Annotated in this window: 22 protein-coding genes, 1 other RNA gene and 1 pseudogene; 19 read left to right on the top strand and 5 right to left on the bottom strand. The window is 67.8% G+C overall.

Going from position 1 to position 21241, the window contains the following annotated elements; genetic code table 11:
* Positions 1-47: 47 nt before the first annotated feature.
* Complete coding sequence (rpmE, locus tag L0D17_RS05165) at positions 48-263, bottom strand: 50S ribosomal protein L31 (protein WP_026234242.1); 216 nt, start codon at positions 261-263, stop codon at positions 48-50.
* 310 nt (positions 264-573) lie between these two features.
* Here rpmE and rnpB point away from each other — a divergent pair.
* The 17 genes from rnpB (at position 574) to L0D17_RS05080 (ending at position 15670) form a co-directional block, all read left to right on the top strand.
* Positions 574-947: RNase P RNA component class A (gene rnpB, locus L0D17_RS05160), an RNA gene on the top strand.
* A gap of 183 nt (positions 948-1130) precedes the next feature.
* A complete protein-coding gene (gene mraZ, locus L0D17_RS05155) occupies positions 1131-1565 on the top strand; it encodes a division/cell wall cluster transcriptional repressor MraZ (RefSeq protein ID WP_039456837.1) in 435 nt (144 codons plus the stop codon).
* A 6-nt stretch (positions 1566-1571) separates the two neighbouring features.
* Positions 1572-2432: a 16S rRNA (cytosine(1402)-N(4))-methyltransferase RsmH gene (rsmH, locus tag L0D17_RS05150; protein WP_243094235.1), complete on the top strand. Its 861-nt coding sequence runs from the start codon at positions 1572-1574 to the stop codon at positions 2430-2432.
* Complete coding sequence (locus L0D17_RS05145; RefSeq protein ID WP_243094234.1) at positions 2429-2674, top strand: hypothetical protein; 246 nt, start codon at positions 2429-2431, stop codon at positions 2672-2674. Before rsmH ends, L0D17_RS05145 begins: the two co-directional genes overlap by 4 nt.
* Positions 2671-3987 (top strand): peptidoglycan D,D-transpeptidase FtsI family protein, encoded by a 1317-nt coding sequence (locus L0D17_RS05140; RefSeq protein WP_243094233.1) that lies wholly within the window; start codon positions 2671-2673, stop codon positions 3985-3987. Before L0D17_RS05145 ends, L0D17_RS05140 begins: the two co-directional genes overlap by 4 nt.
* Complete coding sequence (locus tag L0D17_RS05135) at positions 3971-5281, top strand: UDP-N-acetylmuramoyl-tripeptide--D-alanyl-D-alanine ligase (RefSeq protein ID WP_243094232.1); 1311 nt, start codon at positions 3971-3973, stop codon at positions 5279-5281. Before L0D17_RS05140 ends, L0D17_RS05135 begins: the two co-directional genes overlap by 17 nt.
* The gene (locus tag L0D17_RS05130; protein WP_243094231.1) at positions 5269-5964 is read left to right on the top strand and encodes a hypothetical protein; all 696 of its coding nucleotides are present in this window, start codon (positions 5269-5271) and stop codon (positions 5962-5964) included. Before L0D17_RS05135 ends, L0D17_RS05130 begins: the two co-directional genes overlap by 13 nt.
* Positions 5955-6812, top strand: coding sequence for a phospho-N-acetylmuramoyl-pentapeptide-transferase (locus L0D17_RS05125; RefSeq protein ID WP_039456826.1), 858 nt, complete (start codon positions 5955-5957; stop codon positions 6810-6812). Before L0D17_RS05130 ends, L0D17_RS05125 begins: the two co-directional genes overlap by 10 nt.
* On the top strand, positions 6809-8062 hold the full coding sequence (locus L0D17_RS05120; protein ID WP_243094230.1) for a Mur ligase family protein: 1254 nt from the start codon (positions 6809-6811) through the stop codon (positions 8060-8062). The genes L0D17_RS05125 and L0D17_RS05120 overlap by 4 nt, the downstream gene beginning before the upstream one ends.
* Positions 8041-9099: an FtsW/RodA/SpoVE family cell cycle protein gene (locus L0D17_RS05115; RefSeq protein ID WP_243094229.1), complete on the top strand. Its 1059-nt coding sequence runs from the start codon at positions 8041-8043 to the stop codon at positions 9097-9099. Before L0D17_RS05120 ends, L0D17_RS05115 begins: the two co-directional genes overlap by 22 nt.
* Entirely contained in the window at positions 9087-10106 is a 1020-nt protein-coding gene (locus L0D17_RS05110; RefSeq protein ID WP_243094228.1) for a UDP-N-acetylglucosamine--N-acetylmuramyl-(pentapeptide) pyrophosphoryl-undecaprenol N-acetylglucosamine transferase, read from the top strand. Before L0D17_RS05115 ends, L0D17_RS05110 begins: the two co-directional genes overlap by 13 nt.
* Positions 10103-11443, top strand: coding sequence for a UDP-N-acetylmuramate--L-alanine ligase (gene murC / locus L0D17_RS05105; protein WP_243094226.1), 1341 nt, complete (start codon positions 10103-10105; stop codon positions 11441-11443). The genes L0D17_RS05110 and murC overlap by 4 nt, the downstream gene beginning before the upstream one ends.
* Positions 11433-12230: a UDP-N-acetylmuramate dehydrogenase gene (locus L0D17_RS05100; RefSeq protein WP_243094224.1), complete on the top strand. Its 798-nt coding sequence runs from the start codon at positions 11433-11435 to the stop codon at positions 12228-12230. Before murC ends, L0D17_RS05100 begins: the two co-directional genes overlap by 11 nt.
* A 33-nt stretch (positions 12231-12263) precedes the next feature.
* Positions 12264-12848 (top strand): FtsQ-type POTRA domain-containing protein, encoded by a 585-nt coding sequence (locus tag L0D17_RS05095; protein ID WP_243094222.1) that lies wholly within the window; start codon positions 12264-12266, stop codon positions 12846-12848.
* The gene (gene ftsA / locus L0D17_RS05090) at positions 12845-14086 is read left to right on the top strand and encodes a cell division protein FtsA (protein ID WP_039456812.1); all 1242 of its coding nucleotides are present in this window, start codon (positions 12845-12847) and stop codon (positions 14084-14086) included. The genes L0D17_RS05095 and ftsA overlap by 4 nt, the downstream gene beginning before the upstream one ends.
* Positions 14087-14112: 26 nt before the next feature.
* Positions 14113-15168: a cell division protein FtsZ gene (ftsZ, locus tag L0D17_RS05085; RefSeq protein ID WP_039456809.1), complete on the top strand. Its 1056-nt coding sequence runs from the start codon at positions 14113-14115 to the stop codon at positions 15166-15168.
* A 1-nt stretch (position 15169) separates the two neighbouring features.
* Positions 15170-15670, top strand: a complete 501-nt coding sequence (locus tag L0D17_RS05080) for a crossover junction endodeoxyribonuclease RuvC (RefSeq protein WP_243094221.1) — start codon at positions 15170-15172, stop codon at positions 15668-15670.
* Here L0D17_RS05080 and L0D17_RS05075 read toward each other — a convergent pair.
* The 3 genes from L0D17_RS05075 to L0D17_RS05065 form a co-directional block, all read right to left on the bottom strand.
* Positions 15667-16296 (bottom strand): response regulator transcription factor, encoded by a 630-nt coding sequence (locus tag L0D17_RS05075; protein WP_243094220.1) that lies wholly within the window; start codon positions 16294-16296, stop codon positions 15667-15669. The genes L0D17_RS05080 and L0D17_RS05075 overlap by 4 nt on opposite strands.
* A complete protein-coding gene (locus L0D17_RS05070) occupies positions 16293-17870 on the bottom strand; it encodes a sensor histidine kinase (protein WP_243094218.1) in 1578 nt (525 codons plus the stop codon). Before L0D17_RS05070 ends, L0D17_RS05075 begins: the two co-directional genes overlap by 4 nt.
* 106 nt (positions 17871-17976) lie before the next feature.
* On the bottom strand, positions 17977-18810 hold the full coding sequence (locus L0D17_RS05065; RefSeq protein ID WP_243094216.1) for a PhnD/SsuA/transferrin family substrate-binding protein: 834 nt from the start codon (positions 18808-18810) through the stop codon (positions 17977-17979).
* Positions 18811-18951: 141 nt separating this feature from the next.
* Here L0D17_RS05065 and L0D17_RS05060 point away from each other — a divergent pair, with 141 nt between their 5' ends.
* The gene (locus L0D17_RS05060; RefSeq protein WP_243094214.1) at positions 18952-19791 is read left to right on the top strand and encodes a 4Fe-4S dicluster domain-containing protein; all 840 of its coding nucleotides are present in this window, start codon (positions 18952-18954) and stop codon (positions 19789-19791) included.
* A 9-nt stretch (positions 19792-19800) separates the two neighbouring features.
* A complete protein-coding gene (locus L0D17_RS05055) occupies positions 19801-20676 on the top strand; it encodes a molybdopterin-binding domain-containing protein (RefSeq protein ID WP_243094212.1) in 876 nt (291 codons plus the stop codon).
* On the opposite strand, the pseudogene L0D17_RS05050 reads toward L0D17_RS05055, so the two are convergent.
* Positions 20628-21241, bottom strand: a pseudogene (locus L0D17_RS05050) (IS256-like element ISTth4 family transposase); the annotation flags it as partial. The gene L0D17_RS05055 and the pseudogene L0D17_RS05050 overlap by 49 nt on opposite strands.

Here is a 21241-nt window from a genome sequence, read left to right as displayed (position 1 = left end):
ATTCTAAAGAGAACCGGGGGCCTAAGCCCCCGGCCCGGTCCTTGACCCTAGCGCCCCTTGCGGTACGAGTCGCCGAAGCGGCGCTGGAAGCGCTCCACCCGCCCCTCGGTGTCCACGAAGCGCTGCTGGCCCGTGTAGAAGGGGTGGCACTTGCTGCAGACTTCCACGTGGATCTCGGGCTTGGTGGAGTAGGTGTGGATGACGTTGCCGCAACCGCAGATGATGCGGGCGGGAACCAGCTTGGGATGGATGCCTTCTTTCACGCTCGCCTCCTCCCGCACGGTCTTGGCCGTGCGAAAACCGCTTCTTAGTGTAGGGCGCACCCGGCCTTGGCGCAAGGGCTAGCGGGGTGGGGGCAGCCTGCGCCAGCGGGGACCCCAAAGCCGCCGAACCCTTCGCACGGCCAACAAAGCGGCCCCTCCCAGAAGGGCTAGCGCCCCTAAAAACCACAGGGTGGCCAAGACCCCAAGGCCCACCAGGCTAAGAAGGAGGAGCACCCAGGGTACGTACCAAGCGAAACGCGAGCCCACCCCTCCACCCTAGCAGAAAAAGCTGCTAAGCTAGAGAATGCCCCGGGATAGGGGCGCGGTCGCGCTCGAGGGGCCAACCCCCCTTGGGTGAGGAAAGTCCGGGCACCATAGGGCAGGGTGCCAGCTAACGGCTGGGCGGGGTAACCCGACGGAAAGTGCCACAGAAAATAGACCGCCAGCGGCCGGGGCCTAGGCCCCGGTGCGGGTAAGGGTGAAACGGTGGGGTAAGAGCCCACCGCCTGGCCTGGCAACAGGCTGGGGCACGGCAAACCCCACCCGGTGCAAGGCCCAGTAGAGGGGAAGGGCTTGCCCGGCCCGCCAGAACCCCTGGGATGGGCCGCTTGAGGCCGGTGGCGACACCGGTCCCAGAGAGATGACCGCAAAAAACAGAACCCGGCTTACGCCCTATCCCGGACCCCGAGCTTCGGCTCGGGGTTTTTTTACCCCTGAGGTGGGACAAAAGTGGGTGATAGGTGGGAGAGAGTGGAAAAGTGTGGGGATGCCGTGGTATACTTCCCGGCGAAAACCTTCCCCGGCCACGGCCATTCGTGATCCAGGCGCATCGGGTCTGGCCACCGGAAGGTGGGAGCAGGTGGGAAGATGCCCTTCGGCGAGTACCAGTACAGCCTGGACGACAAGGGGCGGGTGGTGATCCCCGGCCCCTTTCGCGATTTCCTCGAGGACGGCCTGGTGCTCACCCGGGGCATGGAGGGTTGCCTCTACGTCTTCCCCTCCGACCGCTGGCGCAAGATTGAAGAGCAGCTGGTCAACCTGCCCCTCACCGACAAGGAGGCCCGGGCCTTCGTGCGCTTCTTCTACTCGGGGGCCCACAAAACCCGCATGGACAATGCCTCCCGCGTCCTCATCCCCCCGCCCTTGCGCCAATTCGCTGGGCTTGCGGAAGGGGGCGAGGTGGTCATCGCCGGGGCCCCGGGGAGGTTGGAGATCTGGAGCCTGGAGCGCTGGTGGAAGGCCATTGAGGAGATTTTGCACAACCCGCCGGCCCCCGAGGCCCTGCGGGGACTTATCGGATAGGGATTTATGGAAGGCATTACCGAGCACATTCCCGTGATGTACCAAGAGGCCTTGGACCTCCTGGCGGTGAAGCCGGGCGAGGTCTATGTGGACGCCACCTTGGGCGGGGCCGGCCACACCCGGGGCATTTTGGCGCGGGGGGGGCTCGTTCTCGGCCTGGACCAGGACCCCGAGGCCGTCGCCCGGGCGGAAGCCTTGGGCCTGCCTGGGTTAAGGGTGTTCCGGAAGAACTTCCGCCACCTCCAAGAGGTTCTGGCCGAAGCCGGGGTGAAGGAGGTGGCGGGGATCCTGGCGGACCTGGGGGTTTCCAGCTTCCACCTGGAAGACCCCAGACGGGGCTTCAGCTACCACAAGGAAGGCCCCTTGGACATGCGCATGGGCCTCACCGGCCCCACCGCCGAGGAGGTGGTGAATACCCTTCCCCTGGAGGAGCTTTACCGCATCCTGCGCGACCTGGGGGAGGAAAGGCAGGCGTACCGCATCGCCAAGGCCATCGTGGAGGCCAGGAAGAAGGCCAGGATCCGCACCACCACCCAACTCGCCCAGGTGGTGCAAGCGGCGGTGGGCTTCCGCAAGGCGGGGCACCCCGCCCGCAAGACCTTCCAAGCCCTGCGCATGTACGTGAACGACGAGCTTGGGGCTTTGGAAGACTTCCTCCGCCAGGCCAAGGAGGCGCTAAAGCCTGGGGGCAGGCTGGTGGTCATCACCTTCCACTCCCTGGAAGACCGCCTGGTCAAGCGCTTTCTCAAGGAAAGCGGCCTCAAGGTGCTCACCAAAAAACCCCTCACCCCAAGTCCCGAGGAGGTGGCCCAAAACCCCCGGGCGAGGAGCGCCAAGCTACGGGCGGCGGAAAAGGAGGCGGCGTGAGGGCGGCGGTGCGGTTTGGCCTCCTTTACCTTTTGAGCCTGCTCCTCCTCTTCGCTTTGGGCCACCGAAACCAAGTGGAAAAGGCGGCCCTCGCCCGAATGGAGGCGCGGCTCGCTGAACTGAAGGCGGAAGAAGAAGCCCTCCTTCAGGAAACGTGGCGGGCAAGCCGCCCCTTGCGGGTTTTGGAGTGGGCGGAGAAGGAGGGCTTCATTCCCATGAGTAAAGGGAGGTGGGCGCCATGACCGCGGTGAGCCGGGTACCCTTGGTCTTCGCCGGGCTTGTCCTCTGGTTCCTCCTCTTCGCCCTGGGCGTCTATGCCCTCCTCACCCGCCCGCCCCGCCTCAACCCGCCCCCGCCCCCTCCACCCCCACCCCGAGGCGCCCTCTACGCCCAAGACGGCACCCCCTTGGCCCTCACCCTGCAGGGGGGTCGCTACTATCCCTTGGGGGAAAGCGCAAGCCAACTCCTGGGCTTCGGGGAAAGGAGCACGGGCAGGGGCCTCGAGGGCCTGGAACGCGACCTGAACGCCGCCCTGGCCCAGGGGCGCTCCTTCACCCTCACCCTGGACCCCTGGATCCAGGCCATGGCGGAGAAGGCCCTCTGGCAAGGCCTAGCGAAAAGCCAGGGTAGCTTCGCCACCGCCCTCGTCCTGGACCGGGATGGGCGGATCCTCGCCGTGGCCAACGGGCCCGCCTTTGACCCCTTAGCCCCGCGAAAGGACCCGGAAAAGGACCTTTCCTGGCGCAACCACGCCTTCTTGGTGGCCCTGGAACCCGGCTCCACCATGAAGGCCCTCACCGCCGCCATCCTGCTGGAAGAGGGCCAAGCCCGCCTCAACACCCGGGTGGAGGCCCCCATGTACCGGGTGGTGGACGGCTGGACCATCCGCGACGTGGTCCCCCACCCCCCCGTCCTCACCCTGGCGGAGGTACTCAAGTACTCCTCCAACGTGGGCATTAGCCGGCTGGCGGAGGCCCTGCCCAAGGAGGTCTTCCACCAATACCTGAAAAAGCTCCACCTCACCGATGCCGAGCTACTACCCGGCGTCCGGGTGGCGTCCCCCGTGGTGAAGCCACCCGAGGCCTGGAGCCGGGCCGCCTACGCCAACCACACCTTCGGCCAAGGCTTCCTCATTACCCCCTTGCACCTGGCGGCGGCCTTCAATGCCCTGGTGGATGGCGTCTACCGGCCCCCCATCCTCTTTGCGGGAAGCCTTCGCCAGGGGGAGCGGGTGTTTTCCGAAGCCACGGCGGAGGCGGTGCGGCAAGCCCTGGTGGAGGGCCTCGCCCCCCGGGCCCACCTTCCGGGCTACCGCCTGGCCGGCAAGACGGGCACCGCCCAGGTGGTGGTGAACGGGCGCTACTCCCAGGAGGTCTTCACCGCCTGGTTCGCCGGCTTCGTTCCTGGGGATAAGCCCCTTTACACCGTGGTGGTGGCGGTCCACCACCCCAAGGGGGAGGTGCACGGCAGCCAGGTGGCCGCCCCCATCTTCCGGGAGATCGCCGCCCGTCTCTTGGCCTACCGGGGCCTTCCCCCCTATGCTGAGGAGCGGTGAGGTACTTGTGTATCTTGCGCATGTTAGGGAACTAACGCCTGAGTGGGTGGCGGAGGCCACCGGGGGGCGGCTCCACCCCGGGGGAGGGCCGGTGCGGGACCTCCACTGGAACAGCCGGGAGGTGGCGCCGGGAAGCCTTTTCGTCGCTCTCCCTGGGGCCAGGGCCCACGGGCGTTCCTTCATCCCCGAGGCCCGGGCCCAGGGGGCAAGCCTCGTCCTGGCGGACGTCCCTGGCGAGGCCACGGTGGAGGTGAAGGACCCCTACGGGGCGCTTCTCCGCCTGGGAAGCGCCCTCAGGGAGCTCTTCCCCGGGGTGGTGGTGGCGGTGGGGGGTAGCTCGGGCAAGACCACCACCAAGGAGGCCCTGGCCCAAGGCCTGGGGTTTCCCGCCCCCTCGGGCAACCAAAACACCGCCCCACCCCTGGCGCGTTTCTTCCTCCACCTAAGCCCAGGGGAGGAAGGGGCGGTGGTGGAGCTCGGGATAGACCGGGTGGGGGAGATGGCGGAGCTCATGGGGCTTTCCAAGCCCGCCCTTTCCGTCCTCACCGCCTTGGGGGAGGAGCACCTGCTGGCCTTCGGCGGCCTGGAAGGGGTGGTGCGGGAGGAGGCGGGGCTCCTTCGGGCCCCCCAGGCCCTGGTGAGCCTCCAAGCCAAGGAGGTGCTCCAGGCCTTCGGCCGCTACCGAGGGGAGCCCACCTACGGCTTTGGGGAGGCCACCTTCGCCGGCGAGGACCTGGAGCTCTTCCCCACGGAAAGCCGTTTCCGATACCGGGGAAGGAGGGTCCAGGTGCCCTACCCCGGGCTTGGGCCCGCCCTGGGCGCCCTGGCCGCCTTGGCGGCGGCGGAGCTTTTGGGAAAGGACCTGGGGGGGGTGGCGGAAAGGCTTGCCGGCCTCCGCCTGCCCCCGGGGCGTATGGAGCGGCGGGTCCTGGGAGGGGTGGTTTTCCTCAACGACGCCTACAACGCCAACCCCCTTTCCGTAAAGGCGGGCCTCGCCTGGCTCGCGGCCCAGCCCGGGCGGAAGTGGGTGGTCCTGGGGGAGATGCGGGAGCTTGGGAGCCTGGCGGAGCGCCTCCACCTAGAGGTAGCGGAGGAAGCGGCCAGGCTTGGCCTGAAGCCCCTTTACCTGGGCCCCTTTGCTCAGGCCCAGGCCGCTTTGGGGGGCGAAGCGGTGGAGGGCTTGGAGGAGGCGCTGGCTTGGCTCAAGGCCCGGGTGTTGCCGGGGGACCTGGTCTACCTCAAGGCCTCGAGGGCCGTGGGTCTGGAAAGGATCCTGGACCTATGGGACGCTTAGGCCCTCTCCTTATCCTCCTGGTGGCCTGCGCCCCCCTAAGGGCCACCTCCCCCGCCCTCCCCTATCCCGGGGGCTTCGCCCGTGGGGGCTTGGTGGAAGGCCGCTTCCAGGCCATCCTCCCTAGCCCCCCCCTCTTCCTGGACGCCGACCGGGAGGCCCTTTACGCCGCCTATCCCTACCAGCTCTTGGTCCTGCGGGAAGGAAGCCTGGAAAGCCTTCCCCTCCCCGGCGTTCCCCGCTTCCTGCGGGCAAGCCCCAGGCTCGCCGTGGGGCTGGGGGAGGCGGTGTGGACCCCGGGGGGGCTTCTTCCCTACCCCGCCAAGGACGCCTTCCTGAGCGACGAGGGGCTTTACTGGGTGGGCCAAGAAGGGGTCTACCGGAAAAGAACCCTCCTCCAAAGGGGAAGGTACACCCAGGTGGTGGCCTGGGAGGGCGCGGTGGCCCTGGGGGAGGAGGCCTTCTTTTACCCCGAGGGCCGCACCCTTCCCCTTCCCGCCCCCGTCCTTAAAGCCCAGGCGGGGGACTGCGGGGTGGTGGCCCTTATGGGGGAAAGGGTCTACCTGGTGCGCAGGGAAGGGGTGAAGCCCTTGGCCGAGGCCGAGGACGCCGCGGCTTTTGGGGAATGGGTCTATCTGGTGCCTGGGGAACGCGTTCTTTCCTGCCGGGAGGTGGTATGGCCCTAGCCCTCCTGCTCTCTTGGCTTTTCACCGGCGTCTGGATCACCTTCATGAAGGCGATGGGTCTGGGCAAACGCGTGCGCCAGGATGGCCCTCGGGCCCACCTAGCCAAGGAAGGGACCCCCAGCATGGGCGGGGTAGCTTTCCTCCTCGCCGCCTTCTTGGCCTACTACCTGGGGGGCAAGGACCCGTTCCTTCCCCTTTGGCTCCTCGGCCTCGGCTTCGCCCTCCTGGGGCTTTTGGACGACCTGGGGGGAAGCTTCTCCCGGCCCCTTAAGGCGCGGGAAAAGCTCGCCCTCCAGGGCCTCATGGCCTTGGTCTTCGCCCTTTACGCCGCACGGCAGGTGGCCTACACCCCTTGGCCCATCCTGGACGTCCTTCTCGTCTTCCTGGCCGTGGTGGGTGCGGCCAATGCCTTCAACTTCACCGATGGCTTGGACGGACTCCTGGCGAGCGTCGCCGCCATCCTTCTCCTTCCCTTCTATCCCTACCCCTTCGCCCAAACCCTTCTGGGAAGCCTCCTCGGCTTCCTCTGGCACAACGCCCCCAAGGCCAAGGTCTTCATGGGGGACACGGGGAGCCAGGCCCTGGGGGCCATGGTGGCGGGGCTTTTCGTCCTCACGGGGAAGCTATGGCTCTTGCCCTTGGCCGCCATCGTCCCCGTGTTGGAGGTGCTTTCCGTGGTGGCCCAGGTCCTCTACTTCCGCCGCACGGGAAAAAGGCTTTTCCGCATGAGCCCCTTGCACCACCACTTTGAACTTTTGGGTTGGGAGGAGGCCAAGGTGGTCTTCCGCTTCGCCGTCCTCACCGCCCTGGCCACCGCCCTCGCCTTTGGCCTGGGAGGTGGAGCGTGATCCTGGTCTACGGCCTCGGACGAAGCGGCCTCGGGGTCTTGCGCTTCCTGAAGCGGCGGGGGATCGCCGCCCGCTTCCACGACGACAGGCCCCGGGAAGAGGAGGTGCGGGAAGCCTTGGCCTTGGGCTTCACCCCCGACTTCGCCCTGGAGGGCCGCTACGCCCAGGTGGTGGCCGCTCCCGGGGTGCCCCTGGACCACCCTAACCTCCAGCGCCTGAGGGAAGGGGGGGCGGAGGTGGTGGGGGAAGCCGAGCTCGCCTACCGCCTCTCCCCAACTCCCATCCTCGGCATCACCGGCACCGCGGGGAAGACCTCCACCACCCTCTTCACCGCCCACCTCTTAAGGGGCCAAGGGCTAAAGGCCCTGGAAGGGGGCAATGTGGACCCTCCCCTGGTGAGCGTGGTGGACGAGGCGGAGGTGGCGGTGGCGGAGCTTTCTAGCTTTCAGTTGGAGCGGGTTTCCACCTTCCGGCCCCGGGTGGCCGTGCTGCTTAACCTGGGGGTGGACCACCTGGACCGGCACGGGAGCCTCGAGGCCTACCACGCCGCCAAGCTCAACCTTCTCAAGAACCTCACCGCCGAAGACGCCCTGGTCTACAACGCCCAAGACGCCAAGGTGCGCCAAGCGGCGGAAGGGAGCCCGGCCCGCCTCTACCCCTTCCAGCCGGCGGAAGACCCCCGGGAAAGCAACCTGCGGGCCGCCTTGGCCGCCACCCGGGCCTACCTGGACCTCTTGGGCCGCCCCCTGGACGAAGGGGCCTTGGAGGAAAGCCTGAGGACCTTGCCCCGTCCCCCGCACCGCTTCCAAACCTTCGCCAGGAAGGGGAAAGTGGTCTTCATTGACGACTCCATCGCCACCCGCACCCCTGCGGTGGCCGCCGCCCTAAGGGCCGCCCCCGCCCCCATCGCCTGGATCCTGGGCGGGGAGGACAAGGGGGCCGACCTCGCCCCTTTAAGGCCCCTCCTCTCCCGGGTACGGGTGGTCCTGGCTGTGGGCCGGGACGGGCCCCGCATGGCGGAGGCCTTGGGCGGGGGCGTGGAGGTGGTGGTGATCCGGGAAAAGGACGGGCACCAGGCCATGCGGCAGGCGGTGGCCGAAGCCCTGGCCCGGCTTGCGGAGGGCTCCGTCCTCCTTGCCCCCCTGGCCGCCAGCTTTGACCAGTTCAAGGATTACAAAGACCGGGCCCAGGCCTTCCGGGAGGCGGTCTTTGCCCTAGGAGGTGAGCCGTGGACCCCGTCCTCCTCCTAGCGGGCCTCCTCCTCATGGCCTTCGGCCTTTTGGGGGTGGGGGTGGCGGAACCAGGCCTCCTCCAGGGCCATCTCTTGCGGGTGGGGCTCGCGTTCGCCGCCATGCTCCTTGGCTTCCTGCTGCCCCCGGCCCGCCTCCTCCGCCACGCCCTCTGGCTTCTCTTCCTCACCCTGGGCCTCCTGCTCTTGGTCCTGTTCCTGGGGGATGGGCCCGGGGGGGTAAGGCGGTGGTTTTACCTGGGCCCTGTGGCCTTCCAGCCCTCGGAGCTGGCCAAGGTGGCCTTGGTCTTTTACCTCGCCTCCTTCGTGGGGCGAAAGGGGAACGATACCCCCATCCTGGGGGCCGCTTTCCTCTCTGGGATCACCGCCGGTCTAGTCCTGATCGAACCCGACTTCGCCACCGCCCTCTTCCTGGTGACCTTGGCCACCCTCCTCTTCATCCTGGCCGGGGTACCTTGGCGCAGGCTCTTCATGGTGGGCCTGGCGGGGTTCTTGGCGGTCTTCCCCTTCTCCGGCTACTACCTGGCCCGCTTCCGTTACGTTTCCGAGCGCTTCACAGGCTTCCTGGATTACCTCCAAGGGGAAGCCAGCCCCGCCCACACCGCCTACCAGGTCCTGCAGGCGCAAAAGGCCATTCTCCTGGGGGGTCCTTTGGGGCAAGGCCCCGGGGGCAACCTCCCCCACCTCCCGGAGGCCCATAACGATATGGTCTTCGCCAGCGTGGTTTTCGCCACGGGCTGGTTCGGGGGGCTGGTGGTCCTTTTCCTCTACCTTCTCCTCTTCCTGCGGGGCCTGGCCTTGGCCCTCCGCCTCCAGGGGCCCCTGAGCCTTCTCGCCTTGGGCCTCACCCTGTACCTGACCCTGCAGGCCTCCCTCAACATCGGGGTCACCGTGGGCTTCCTGCCCGTGACGGGAGTCCCCTTGCCCTTCGTGTCCTATGGAGGAAGCTCCCTCTTGGTTTCCGGCTTCGCCCTTGGGGTGCTCCTGCGCCTGGCCAGGGAGCCCAAGGGGAAGGGGGTGAAAGCGTGGTCCTCCTAACAGGGGGCGGCACGGGGGGGCACCTCTTCCCCGCCTTGGCGGTGGCGGAGGAGCTCAGGCGGCGGGGCCACCCCGTTTTCTACCTGGGGAGCGATGGGGGCCTCGAGGCCCGCCTCCTCCCGCAAAGCTCCATCCCTCACACCCTCATCCCCGCCGGCAAACTGGACCGGAGCGCCCTCCGGCCGGGGGAAGCCCTAAAGCTCGCCAAGGGGCTTCGGGCCGCCTGGCGGGTCCTTAGGGAGCACCCGCCCCAAGCGGTGCTCTCCACCGGGGGCTATGCGGGCTTCCCCGGGGCTTTTCTGGCAGGGCTTAAGGGCATCCCCCTCCTCCTCCACGAGCAAAACGCCAAGCTGGGCCTGGCCATCAAGGCCCTCTCCCCTTGGGCCAAGGGCCTCGCCCTAAGCGTGCCCGTGAGCCTTCCCCCTTGGCTTGGGCGCAGGGCCCGGGTCCTGGGCTACCCCGTGCGGGAGGTGCGCTATCCCCAGGCGGAGGCCAAGGCCCGCCTGGGCTTTGACCCCGCCAAACCCCTCCTCCTGGTCCTGGGGGGAAGCCAAGGGAGCCTGGAGCTCAACGAGAAGCTTCCCCCCCTCCTCAAACCCCTGGGCCTCCCCGTGCTCCACCAGGTGGGGGAAAGGTGGGTGGAGCGCTACCGCTTCCTCGAGGCCGAGGACTACCGCATCGCCGGCTTCGTGGACGCCCCCTTGGCCATGAGCGCCGCCGATTTGCTCCTTTCCCGGGCCGGGGCGGGCACCTTGGCGGAGGCCGCCTTCCACCGCCTGCCCGCCCTCCTCTTTCCCCTCTCCCCCAAGCTTGACGGGGGAGCGCAAGCCGCCAACGCAAAGGCCTACCGCAAGGCGGGGGGGGCGGAGCTCGGGGATTACGCCCGGCTACCCCAACAAGTCCAGGCCATCCTCACCCGGCGGGAGGCATACCAAGAAGGCATGGCCCGCCTCTCCCCGGAAGGGGCGGCTGCTCGCCTAGCGGACTGGCTGGAGGAGTTCCTATGAAACGGGCACACGTCATGGGCATAGAAGGGGTGGGCATGAGCGCCTTGGCCCGCCTCCTCCTCGGGGAGGGGGTGGCGGTGACGGGGTGCGACCTGGCCCCCGGCAAGCGGGCGGAGGCCCTAGGGGTCCCCGTGCACCCTGGGCACGACCCCGCCCACCTGGGGGAGGAGGACACCCTCGTCGTCCCCACCCCCATCCCCCTGGACCACCCTGAGGTCCTGGAAGCCAGGAGGCGGGGCATGCGGGTGGTGCGGCGCATGGAGCTTTTGGCCCACCTCCTTGCGCAAAAGCCCTCCCTGGGCGTCACGGGCACCCACGGGAAGACCACCACCACGGGCATGCTGGCGAGCATCCTCCTGGAGGCGGGGTTGGATCCCTGGGTCCTCCTCGGGGGGGAGCTTTCCCTCCTGCCCGGGAACGCCCGCTTCGGCCTGGGTCCCCGGCTGGCGGAGGTGGACGAGTCGGACCCCCTCTTCCAAGGGGTGCGGGTACGGGTGGCGGTGGCCACCAACCTGGAGAGGGAGCACGTGGCCCCCGAGGGCAGGAAGGCCCCCAACTACCACGAAAGCCTCGAGGCCCTCCTGGCCGCCATGGCGGGCTTCCTAAAGGGGGCGGAGGTGGCCGTCCTCCCCGCTCACGACCCCCTCTTGGCCCAGGCGGCCCAGGGGCTCAAGCCCCTGCGCTTCGGAGAGGGAGGGGAGCTTTGGGCGGAAGGGCTCGCCCTAAACCCCACGGGAAGCCGCTTCCGCCTGGTCTACGGGGGCAAGGACCTGGGGGAGGCCAGGCTCCAGGTCCCCGGGGCCCACAACGTACGGAACGCCCTCGCCGCCGCCTTGGCCGCCTTGGCCTTTGGGGTGGAGGAAGGGGCCATCCTCCGGGGGCTTGCCCGCTTCCCCGGGGTGGGGCGGCGCTTTGAGCGCCTGGGGGAGGTGCGGGGGGCGCTGGTGGTGGACGATTACGCCCACCACCCCACGGAGGTGCGGGCCACCTTGCAGGCGGCCAGGCTCCTCGGCCGCCGGGTCCGGGTCCTCTTCCAACCCCACCGCCTCCTCCGCACCCTGGAGCTTTGGGAAGCCTTCGCCGAGGCGCTCCAGGAGGCGGAAGAGGTGGTGGTCCTTCCCGTCTACACCGCCGGGGAGAAGGGGGAGGTTTCCCCGGAGGCCCTTTCGCGAAGGATCGCCGAGAGGCTCGCCGCCCTCGGCCAAGAGGCCCGCTTCCTCCCTCCGGAGGAGGCCCTCGCCTACGCCAAGGCCACGGCGGGCCCAGAGGACCTCTGGCTCGCCTTGGGCGCGGGGGACGTGACGGAACTAGCCCGGAGGCTCGTCCGTGAAGGTTGAACGGGTGCTTCTCAAGGACTACACCACCTTGGGGGTGGGCGGCCCGGCGGAGCTTTGGACGGTGGAAACCCGGGAAGAGCTCAAGCGGGCCACCGAGGCCCCCTACCGGGTCCTGGGGAACGGCTCCAACCTCCTGGTGCTGGACGAGGGGGTGCCGGAGCGGGTCATCCGCCTGGCGGGGGAGTTCCAGACCTACGACCTAAGGGGCTGGGTGGGGGCGGGGGCGCTCCTTCCCCTTTTGGTGCAAGAGGCGGCCCGGGCCGGGCTTTCCGGCCTGGAAGGGCTCCTCGGCATCCCCGCCCAAGTGGGGGGGGCGGTGAAGATGAACGCCGGCACCCGCTTCGGCGAGATGGCGGATGCCCTCGAGGCGGTGGAAATCTTCCACGACGGGGCCTTCCACCTCTACCGGCCCGAGGAGCTGGGCTTCGGCTACCGGCAAAGCCGCCTGCCGCCGGGCGGGATCGTGACCCGGGTGCGCCTCAGGCTCAAGGAGCGCCCCCTGGAGGAGATCCTAAAGCGCATGGCCGAGGTGGACGCCGCCCGCAAGGGGCAACCCAAGCGGAAAAGCGCCGGCTGCGCCTTCAAAAACCCCCCGGGCCAGTCGGCGGGCCGGCTCATTGACGAGCGGGGCCTGAAGGGCCTCAGGGTGGGGGACGCCATGGTCTCCCTAGAGCACGGAAACTTCATCGTCAACCTGGGGCGGGCCACCGCCAAGGACGTGCTGGCGCTTCTTGAGCGTATCCGGGAAGAACTTCCCTTGGAGCTGGAATGGGAGGTGTGGCCTTGAAGGTTAGGCCCGGGGTAAAGCCAAGGGGGTAAGATGAGCCTAGTGCGCGCGCTCCTCCTCGTGCTCCTCGCAGCCACCCTTTACGTGGGAAGCCTGGTCCTTTTCCCCGTGGAAAAGGTGGAGGTGGTGGGTCTGCGCCACCTGAAGGAGGAGGCGGTCCTGGCCAAGGCCGGCCTTTACCCCGGCGCCCCCTGGCTTTGGATCCTTCCCAGGCGGCTTTCCCCCCTCCTCCAGGACCCCTGGGTGGCGGAGGCGCGCTTGGAAAAGCCCAAGCCCGGGGTGGTGCGCCTCTTGGTGCGGGAGCGGGAGCCCTTCTTACCCCTGGCGGACGGCGCCGCTTTGGCAAAAGACGGCACCCTCCTTCCCGGCGGGGCCCCCCACGCCCGGGGGCCTAGGGTGGAGGGGAAGGGGCCCCTTCCCAAGGAGGCGCTTTTGGCCCTGGCCAAGGCCTACAAGGGCGCCAAACGGCTCCGTTACACCCCGGCGGGCTTCTACGTGGAGCTTCCCGGCACCGTCCTTTTTGCCCCAAGCGCCGAACTTCTGCTAGAGTATGCCCAAGCGACCTGGCCTAAGGGCCACGTGTACCTGTATTCTTGGGGGGTGAGTTTACGCCCATGATTATCGCGGGATTGGACGTCGGCACCAGCAAGGTCACCACCGTCATCGGGGAGCTAGCCCCCGATGGCGTCTTGGACATCATCGGGGAAGGCACCGTCCCCTCCCAGGGCCTGCGGCGGGGCGTGGTGGTGAACCTGGAGCGCACCACGGAGGCCATCCGCCAGAGCGTCCACCAGGCGGAACGGGTGGCGGGGGTCAAGGTGGAGCGGGTGATCCTCTCCGTGGGCGGGCCGCACCTGAAGAGCGTCACCAGCCACGGCCTGGCCGCCATCCGCCGGGGGCAGAGCATCACCGAGGCCGACGTGGAGCGGGCCGTGGAGCAGGCCAAGGCCTACCCCTTTGACGCAGAGCAGGAACTCCTTCACGCCCTCCCCCTGGAATTCAAGGTGGACGGCCAGGAGGGGATCCGGGACCCCGTGGGCATGGCGGGGGTGCGCCTTGAGGTGGACGTCCACCTCGTCGCCGCCGGGCGGGGTCCCTTGGCTAACCTGCGCCGGGCGGTGGAAGCGGCGGGCCTCGAGGTGGAGGCCCTGGTGGCCCAACCCCTGGCCAGCGGCCTCGGCGTCCTTTCCCCGGAGGAGGAGCACATGACCATCCTCCTCCTGGACGTGGGCGGGGGCACCACGGACGTGGCCGTCTTCCGGGAGGGCAGGCTCGCCCACTCCGCCGTTTTGCCCCTTGGGGGGGACCACGTGAGCCAGGACATCGCCCAGCTCCTCAAGATCCCCTTTGAGGAGGCGGAAAGGGTGAAGCGCAAGTACGGGGCGGCGCTTCCCGAGTTGGCCGACCCCGAGCTCGTCTTGGAGATCAACCAAGAAGGGGGCTCCCTGGGCGAGGTGCCCGCCCCGGAGCTCGCCCGAATCATCCGGCCCAGGCTTCGGGAAATCCTCCACTTGGCCCGCCAGTCCGTGGACGAAACCCTGGGGCCCTTGGAAATCCGGGTGAACCGGGTGGTCCTCACCGGGGGCACGGCCCTCCTCAGGGGCTTTGACCTCTTGGCAAGGCAGCAGTACGGGCTTCCCGTGCGCCTGGGCAAGCCCCAGGGGGTATCCGGGCTCACCGACGTGGTGGCCACCCCCGCCCACGCCACCGCCGTGGGCCTGGTGCGCCACGGGGCCACCTTGCCCGCCCGGGCGACGGAGCCCAAGCGCCTGCAAAAACGGGAAAAGAAAGAGGAAGGCGCCAAGGCCGAGGGGCTTTGGGCCCGTATCAAGGAAATTCTGAACAACTTATTTTAGGCATGATTCAAGGAGAGGGGGCAGAGATGGAAGGAGCGGTCATCAAGGTCATCGGGCTCGGGGGGGCGGGGAACAACGCCGTTAACCGCATGATTGAGGCGGGGCTTCAAGGGGTGGAGTTCATCGCCGCCAACACCGACGCCCAGGTCCTGGCCAAGAGCCTGGCGGACGTGCGCATCCAGCTGGGGGAGAAGCTCACCCGGGGCCTGGGGGCGGGGGCCAACCCGGAGATCGGGGAAAAGGCGGCCCAGGAGGCGGAGGACCTCATCGCCGAGGCCTTGGAAGGGGCGGACCTGGTCTTCATCACCGCCGGCATGGGGGGCGGCACCGGTACGGGCAGTGCCCCCATCGTGGCGGAGATCGCCAAGCGCCTGGGGGCCCTCACCGTGGCCGTGGTAACCCGCCCCTTTAGCTTTGAAGGCCCCAAAAGGCTCAAGGCGGCGGAGGAGGGCATCAAGCGCCTCAAGGAGCGGGTGGACGCCATGGTGGTGGTGCAAAACGACCGCCTCCTCTCCGCCGTGGACAAGAAGATGACCCTTAAAGACGCCTTCCTCATCGCCGACCGCGTCCTCTACCACGGCGTGAAGGGCATCACCGACGTCATCAACCTCCCCGGCCTCATCAACGTGGACTTCGCCGACGTGAAGGCCCTCTTGGAAGGGGCGGGCCAGGTCCTCATGGGCATCGGGGCGGGCCGCGGGGAAAACCGGGTGGAGGAGGCGGCCAAGACCGCCACCATGAGCCCTCTCCTGGAGCGCTCCATTGAGGGGGCGAAGAGGCTTCTCCTCAACGTGGTGGGCTCGGAGGACCTCTCCCTCATGGAGGCGGCGGAGGTGGTGGAGCGGGTGCGGGAGGCCACGGGTAACGAGGACGTGGACATCCTCTACGGCGTCACCTACGACGACCGCGCCCAGGACGAGCTTCGGGTCATCCTCATCGCCGCCGGCTTCGGCGAGAGCACCGTGGTGCCCAAGCCCATCCGCCCCGTGGACTTCCCCACCCACGCCGACCCCTACAACTTTGACATCCCCGCCTTCATCCGCTACGGGGACGGGGACTACCCGCCCAAACGGGGCAACTGAGGTGGTGGTGGCGGGCGTGGACCCCGGGATCACCCACTTGGGCCTCGGGGTGGTGGCGGTGGAAGGAAAAGGGGCCCTAAAAGCCCGGCTCCTCCACGGGGAGGTGGTGAAGACCTCCCACAAGGAAAAGGCGGAGGCGCGGGTGGGCCGCATCCACGCCCGGATCAAGGAAGCCCTCCTCCGCTTCCAACCCGAGGCCCTGGCAGTGGAGGAGCAGTTCTTCTACCGGCAAAACGAGCTCGCCTACAAGGTGGGCTGGGCCTTGGGAGCGGTGCTGGTGGCGGCCTTTGAAGCGGGGGTGCCGGTCTACGCCTACGGGCCCATGCAGGTGAAGCAGGCCCTGGCCGGGCACGGCCACGCCGCCAAGGAGGAGGTGGCCCTGATGGTCCGGGGGATCTTGGGCCTCAAGGAGCCCCCAAGCCCAAGCCACCTGGCGGACGCTTTGGCCATCGCCCTCACCCACGCCTTTTACGCCCGGATGGCGGCGGCCAAGCCCCTTTAGCCCGAAAGCCAACCCCGGCGCACGGCGTAGCGCAAGAGGTCGCTCCGGGTCTTCAGGCCGAGCTTCTCCATGCCCCGTTCCCGGTAGGTGGCCACGGTCTTTTCCGAGATGGCCAGGCGCTCGGCTACCTCTTTGTGGGAAAGGCCTTGGGCGAGCAGGCGCAACACCTCCTCCTCCCTGGGGGATAGGCCCTCTTCCTTCACCTCTCCCTGGACCATCTCCATGGCGAGCCGCATGGCGAGGCTCGGGTTGAGGTACCGCTCCCCCCGGGCCACGGCCAAAACGGCGTCCACAAGCTCGTGGTCCACCGCCGCCTTGCTCACGTACCCCTCTCCCCCCGCCTGCAAAAAGCCCCGCACGTACTCGGGGTCCTCGTGCATGGAAAGGGCGAGGAGGCGCAGGCGGGGAAAGCGGGCCTTCAGGGTCCGGCACAGGTCAATCCCGGTGCAGTCGGGCAGGGAAACGTCCAGGATGGCCAGGTCGGCCTCGAGGCCCTCCAAGAGGGCCAAAGCCTCCCGGCCACTTCCTGCCTCCCCCACCACCCGGATGGGCCCCCGGGCTTCCAGAAGATGGCGGATGCCCGAGCGCACCAGGATGTGGTCTTCCACCAAGACCACCCGGATCACGCCACCACCTCTAAAGGAAGCCTAACCTGTACCCGGGTGCCCTCTCCAGGGGCGCTTTCCAACAGGAACCTCCCTCCCAAAAGCTCCACCCGCTCCCGCATGCCCAAAAGACCTTGGTGCCCGGGGCCCACCGCCTTGGGGTCAAAGCCCTGGCCCTCGTCCTCCACGAAGACCCGCACCTCCCCTTCCGCCTCCAAGACCCCCACCGCCGCCCGGGGGCTTCCCGAGTGGCGGGCCACGTTGGTAAGGGCCTCCTGCACCACCCGGTAGACCACGGTTTCCAGCTCCTTGGGCAAAGGCCGGCGGAGGTGGAAGGAAAGGTCCACCTCAATCCCCGTGCGGTCGGAAAATTCCCGCACGTACCGCACCAAGGCAGCTTCCAAGCCCAAGTGGTCCAAGACCGAGGGCCTCAGGTCCAAGGCCAGGCGCCGCACCTCGGCCAGGGTGTAGCGGGCCAGCTCCTTGAGCGCCTGGGCCGTGTCTCCCGGTAGCCCTTCCAGTCCCAAGATCAGACCGGTGAGGGCCTGGCCCACCTCATCGTGGAGTTCCCGGGCGATGCGCGCCCTTTCTTCCTCCTGAGTCCTAAGCCAGGCCTTCAAAAGTTCCGCCCGCTGCCTCTCCTTTTCCTCCAAGAGGCTGTAGAGCCGGGCGTTTTCCAAAGCGGTGGCCAAGGGGCCGGAAAGGGCTTTCAGGAAGCCGATAAGCCACGTTTCCTCCACCTTGGGTTTGCCGTGGAGGACCAGGGCCCCTCGAGGGGGTACCGGCACCCCCACCCCCCCTTGGCCCACCACTACCCGCCCCTCCCGCAAGGCTTCCTCCGCCAGCCCCTCCACACCCCCCAAGGGGCACGTGACTTGGCAGGCGCGGCCGTGGACCACCCGCCCCTCCACCCAAAGATCCCCGCAGGCGAAGCCAAGCTCCCGCACCAAGAGGGAAAGCACCCGCTCCGCCAGCTCCTCCAGCCTCAGGGCCTGGCTTTCCGCCAGGAGGCGGTTTAGGAGGGTGAGTTCCCGCTCCCGCCTTTCCACCTCCTCCCCCATGCGGTTGAGCGCCTGCCCCAAGGCACCGAGCTCGTTTCTGGGCTCTGGAAAGGCTACCTTCCCCCCTCGGCCCAGAAGGGAAACCCGCTCCGCCATCTCCTTGAGGGGTTCCAGGACCCGCTCTAGAAGAAGGTAGCCAAGCCCCACCCCAAGCCCCACAGCCCAAAGCAAGCCAAAAACCCCGGTGCGCAGGACCTGGGCCAACTCCTCCCTTAAGGGGTCCTGGGCCAGGGCCAAGCGCACCACCCCCGCCGCTCCCCCATACACCGGGGCCTCCCCTTGATACACCAGCCTTCCCCCTACCCGTAAGGTCCGCTCGCCCCCCAAGGCCAGGAGGGCTTCCGGTACCCCCTCGGCGAAGGTGTGGGCCAGGACCTCCCCCGTTGGGGAGAGGACGTAGGCGTAGACAAACCCCGGGTAGCGGTCCCTGGCCGCTCCCAGTTTCTCCCACACCGCCAAGCGGTCTTGAAGAAGGAGGTCATCCGTGAGCAGGGTGGCGAGGTCCCAGGCGGCCGAGCGAACCTGCTGCCACAAGGCCCGTTCCCCCTCAGCGTAGAGAAAGGCACCCCCCCCAACAGCAAGGCCCCGCCCGTGGCGGTTGCCGCCAGAAGCACGGTGAGAAGAAGCTGGGTCCCAAGCCTCACGGCAACACCTCCCGCGCCCTTCGGTAGACCGCCCGGTAAGGAGCGCCTTCCGCCCTGCGGAACCCCTTTAGGCCCAAGGCCCTTAGGGCCTTTGCGCTTTCTGGCTTTTCCGCTAGGGCAAGGAGCGCCTCCATAAGCCGGGCCTTCTCCTTTTCGGGAAGCCCCTTGCGGGCCACCACGGGCGGAGGGGGGTCAGCGGAACCCCTAGCCAGGACCCTAAGCCCCTTGAAGCCCAAGGTGGCGTACACCACCCCATCCACCGCTGCCCCTTCCGCCAACCCCTCCCGCACAGCCCAAAGGGCCCGGTCGTGGCTGTAGGTGAAGAAGGACCGGGCAAAAAAACCCTCCCCAAGCTCCCTGGCCAGAAGCCTAGGCCAGGCATGGCCCGTGTTGGAAAGGGGGTCGGTGAAGGCAAAGGGGCGCCCCTCCAGCTCAGCCAGGCTCCGGTAAGGAGCGTCTTCCCGCACCACGACGAGGCTCTGGTAAGGCACCACCGTATCCGACGCCAGGAGCACCTCCAAAAACCCCTCCTCCACCCCAAGACCCGCCGCCAAGGTGCAAAGGAAGCCAAGGTCCGCCTCTCCCTGGCGCAAGGCCTCCAAGACCTCCCGGTAAGTGCGGCGCCCAAACACCTCCACCCGCTCGCCCAAATGGGCCTCGAGGCCCCGCAAGAACTCCCGGTAAGGCTCCGCCTCCACGGGGGAACGCATCCCCGCTACCACGATGCGCACCCCACCCCCTTCCGCCTCCTTGGCATAGGGAGGGCCGAGGGCCACCTCGGGCGGCTTGGCGCAGGCGGCAAGGAGAAGGAGGGCCAGGAGCTTTCGCATCTACCCCAGGATAGGTAAGGCGAAAGGGTATAGATGTCCCGAGCCCTGTCGGGAGGTTTTCCGACAGCCCCGTCCGCCACCCTACCGCTACCGGCCGCCCTACCGGGGCCCTAGTTTGGAAGGCGAAAGGAGGTGGGGCAGATGGAAAAAGAACCCCTCACCAGCGCAGAGGACCGCCGGCGCTTTCTCGCCAAAATGGCAAGCGCCATCTTCGCCTCCATGGTGGCCCCGGGCCTAGCCCTAGGCGTGCCCCAGGCGGCTCCGCCGGAAAGCGGGGCGGAAGAGGACGTCCTTTTGCGCATGCAGGAGGACCTGGAGCGGGCGCTAAGGAACCCCAACCGCAAGTGGGGCATGGTCATTGACCTTAGAAAGTGCGTGGGCTGCCACGCCTGCACCGTAAGCTGCATGGCGGAAAACCGCCTGCCCCCGGGCGTGATCTACCGCCCGGTAAGCGAGGAGGAGGTGGGCACCTACCCCAACGTCACCTACCGCTTCGTCCCCCAGCCCTGCATGCAGTGCGACGAGCCCCCGTGCGTGCCCGCCTGCCCCTACGACGCCACCTGGAAGCGCAAGGACGGCATCGTGGAGATTGACTACGAGCTCTGCGTGGGTTGCGAGAAGTGTGTTCCCGCCTGCCCCTACAATTCCCGCCACAAGGACGACGGCTACTTCTGGACGGAAAACACCCCGGGACAGGGCAAGATGCCCTACGAGAACTTGCCCGTCTACGAATGGGGTAAAAAGGTGGCCCGAGAGGACGAGGCCGGCCCCATGGACAAGGTGCGCAAGTGCCACTTCTGCTTGCACCGCATTGAACGGGGGCTCCTGCCCCAGTGCGTGGTGACCTGCATCGGCCGGGCCACGTACTTTGGGGACCTGGAAGACCCCAACTCCCTGGTGGCCGAACTGATTAAAAAGCCCAACATCATGCGCCTCAAGGAAGAGGCGGGGACCAAGCCCAGGGTCTACTACTTGGTGTAGGAGGTGCCTATGGAAAAGCTTTCCCGGCGTGAACTCTTGAAGCTTTCCGGCGCAGGCGCCCTGTTGGGCCCCTTGGCCCTGAGCCTTCAGGAGGCCAGCGCCCAAGGCATGGAGGCTTACGAGATCCAGCTTCCCGAAACCACCATTTACTCCTCCTGCCTCCAGTGCAACACCGGCTGCCCCATCAAGGTGAAGCTCTACGAGGGCGTGGCCAGCAAGATTGACGGCAACCCCCTCTCCCCCTGGACCTTCCGCCCCCACCTGCCCCTGAATACCCCCGTGGATGTGGTGGCCAAGGTGGACGGGGCCCTTTGCCCCAAGGGCCAGGCGGGTATCCAGACCGCCTACGATCCCTACCGCATCCGCAAGGTACTCAAGCGGGCCGGGCCCAGGGGAAGCGGCAAGTGGGAGGAAATCTCCTTCCACCAGGCGGTGAAGGAGATCGTGGAGGGGGGCAAGCTCTTCGCCCATCTGGGCGACGAGCGCCACTACCCCGGGCTAAAGGAGCTTTGGGCGCTTAAGGACCCCGAGGTGATGAACCGCATGGCCCAAGCAGTGCGGGCCATCTGGGCAGAGAAAAATCGGGAAAAGAAACAAGCCCTGGTGGCCAAGTTCAAGGAGGTTTTCAAGGACTACCTCCACGCCCTCATTGACCCGGACCACCCGGACCTCGGGCCCAAGAACAACCAGGTGGTCTCCGCCTGGGGCCGGCTCAAGGCGGGCCGCTCCGACTTCATCCGCTGGTTCTTTGGGCAAAGCTTCGGCACCGTCAACCTACACGGCCACACCACCGTCTGCCAGGGCTCCATGTACTTCACCGGCAAGGCCAGGTCGTGTCAAGAGTTATGTGTAAGAGTCTGTGTACGGGGGGCATACCGCTCCTGAAGCATCTTCTCCAGCACCTCCTTCACCTCCGAGAACCCCTTTAGTTTCCGTTCTGCCCACCTCCCTTCCTGCCTCTCCGACTCCAGGTAAAGAAGCTTGTACACCGCCTCTTCCTTAGGAAACTTGTGGTCCCGCACCTTCGTCCCCCGCCGCACTTCCCGGATAAACCGCTCCATCAGGTTGGTGCTCCGCAGGTACGGCCAAAGCACCTTGGGGTACCCGTAGAACCGCAGGAAGGCCCCCGAATCCTGTACCCAAAGCCCCACCACCCCCGGGTACCGCGAACCCCAGGCGGCCTTCACCTCCTCCAAGGCCCCAAGAGCTTCTTCCCGGCTCTCCGCCCCGTACACCCGCCTCAGGTCCTCCGCCAGCAGGCCCCGGTCCCGCGCCCGCACCTGGGACAGGCTCCACCGCACCCCGTGCACCACGCACCGCTGCCATTCCGCCTGAGGGTAGACCCTGCGGATCGCTTCAGGAAGCCCGGGCAGCCCGTCGGTGATGAAGAGCAATACCCGCCGCAGGCCCCGCTGCCAAAGCTCCCCCAGGACCCCCTCCCATCCCAGGG

The organism is Thermus thalpophilus, assembly GCF_022760915.1.
Taxonomy (GTDB): Bacteria; Deinococcota; Deinococci; order Deinococcales; family Thermaceae; genus Thermus; species Thermus thalpophilus.
This window is presented reverse-complemented; position numbering and strand designations above follow the sequence as displayed.

Bases quoted from the DNA above. Each gene is read 5' to 3' on its own strand.
- mraZ (WP_039456837.1), top strand. From the start codon at position 1,131: ATGCCCTTCGGCGAGTACCAGTACAGCCTGGACGACAAGGGGCGGGTG.
- L0D17_RS05125 (WP_039456826.1), top strand. From the start codon at position 5,955: ATGGCCCTAGCCCTCCTGCTCTCTTGGCTTTTCACCGGCGTCTGGATC.
- L0D17_RS05065 (WP_243094216.1), bottom strand. From the start codon at position 18,810: ATGCGAAAGCTCCTGGCCCTCCTTCTCCTTGCCGCCTGCGCCAAGCCG.
- ftsA (WP_039456812.1), top strand. From the start codon at position 12,845: ATGATTATCGCGGGATTGGACGTCGGCACCAGCAAGGTCACCACCGTC.
- murC (WP_243094226.1), top strand. From the start codon at position 10,103: ATGAAACGGGCACACGTCATGGGCATAGAAGGGGTGGGCATGAGCGCC.
- rsmH (WP_243094235.1), top strand. From the start codon at position 1,572: ATGGAAGGCATTACCGAGCACATTCCCGTGATGTACCAAGAGGCCTTG.
- ftsZ (WP_039456809.1), top strand. From the start codon at position 14,113: ATGGAAGGAGCGGTCATCAAGGTCATCGGGCTCGGGGGGGCGGGGAAC.
- L0D17_RS05135 (WP_243094232.1), top strand. From the start codon at position 3,971: ATGCTGAGGAGCGGTGAGGTACTTGTGTATCTTGCGCATGTTAGGGAA.
- L0D17_RS05140 (WP_243094233.1), top strand. From the start codon at position 2,671: ATGACCGCGGTGAGCCGGGTACCCTTGGTCTTCGCCGGGCTTGTCCTC.
- L0D17_RS05055 (WP_243094212.1), top strand. From the start codon at position 19,801: ATGGAAAAGCTTTCCCGGCGTGAACTCTTGAAGCTTTCCGGCGCAGGC.
- L0D17_RS05095 (WP_243094222.1), top strand. From the start codon at position 12,264: ATGAGCCTAGTGCGCGCGCTCCTCCTCGTGCTCCTCGCAGCCACCCTT.
- L0D17_RS05130 (WP_243094231.1), top strand. From the start codon at position 5,269: ATGGGACGCTTAGGCCCTCTCCTTATCCTCCTGGTGGCCTGCGCCCCC.
- L0D17_RS05060 (WP_243094214.1), top strand. From the start codon at position 18,952: ATGGAAAAAGAACCCCTCACCAGCGCAGAGGACCGCCGGCGCTTTCTC.